We start from the raw sequence: 1250 nt of genomic DNA on the forward strand, positions 1-1250 counted from the left end.
CCGCGCCGAATCCTATGAAATCCTGCAGGCCATGGCCACCAAAACCTCGGGTTTATCGCCTTGGATCAACCACTTCACGGTTGTTCAGGCCGGACGATGTGGAAAGGGGTGCGTTCCCAGCCGTTCGTCGTCTTCACCTCGATGAGGCGCGGACGGCCATCAGGCGCGAAGCTGGCGATATCGTAGCCGGCACCATCGCCATCCTCCTCCGACACCCACCTGACCTTGCGCGCAAGATCGTCACGGCCCGCTGATTTCAGGGATGCCCATTCGTGCGCCAGCACGCGTTCCTCACCGGCACGGCCGAGCGCGCGGTTTCGCTCGTCTCGCGCTGCGACATCGAATTTGCGGGCGATGTGCAGCATCTGTTCTAGCTCTTGCGGCGGCGGCTGGTTCGACAACGTAGGCGGCGGCCCGATCCAGACCGTGCGTGCCTCCGCTAGGCCAGTCGGCGCTCCGGGACCCGAATGGCGGCCGAGCCAAGCCGGGTTCAGCGCCAGCCAGCGCACCACGGCATCCACGAGCGTCAGCTGGAAATTGAAGGCAGGCTTATAGCCCGGGATCCAGTCCTCACCCAGCCCCTTAAGCACGGCGCTGATGTTCTGGTGCTTGAACTCGACCGATCCCTCGGACCGATCATTCAACAGCGGCAGAAGCCCACGCCGGTGTTCGGCCTTGTTGTAGGGGCGACCACAGACGTCGTCGGCCAGCATCGCGAAGTAATCCGCGACGATCAGGTCGTTCTCTTGATCGTTCCAGGCCCCATTTGACATCGCGCCAGGCTAGGGGCGGAAACTGCGTTTGTCATCAGAGACTTCGCGTAAAACTCCCAAGACATACCAACGACCACGCCGCCCGTGTCGCGCCTCCATCTGCTTTGAGACAAGCCGGAACCAGCGAAACACGGGCGCAGTGCGATCCCGTCAGCTCACTGAATTATATGGGGATTTTTCACCCGTCTTGCCGGGAGCGGGGGGCGGGTGGAAAGAGACGGTGAGCGTTTGGAGACCGATCTCGCGCGGCAGGGCAGTCTCCGAAGGGCGGATGGTCCCTGCAAACCCCTTTGGCACATAAAGAAAAAGGCCCCGCGAGGAACCTGCTTTCGGGTTTGCAATGTGCAAGTGGCGGATGGGATGGGTCCGAAATCCAACCTTCGTAAGCGTCGCCTGAACCCCACCTTCCTGGCTTGGTCGTAATCGGCTGATTGGAGCCTGATGTTGATCAGGACGGAGTTTCTCCATGGAGGCTGG

Annotated in this window: 1 pseudogene; it reads right to left on the reverse strand. The window is 61.5% G+C overall.

Annotated elements, in window-relative coordinates:
* Positions 1-83: 83 nt before the first annotated feature.
* Positions 84-773, reverse strand: a pseudogene (locus tag CRO07_RS18250) (DUF3883 domain-containing protein); the annotation flags it as partial.
* Positions 774-1250 lie beyond the last annotated feature (477 nt).

The organism is Cereibacter ovatus, from assembly GCF_900207575.1.
Lineage (GTDB): Bacteria > Pseudomonadota > Alphaproteobacteria > Rhodobacterales > Rhodobacteraceae > Cereibacter_A > Cereibacter_A ovatus.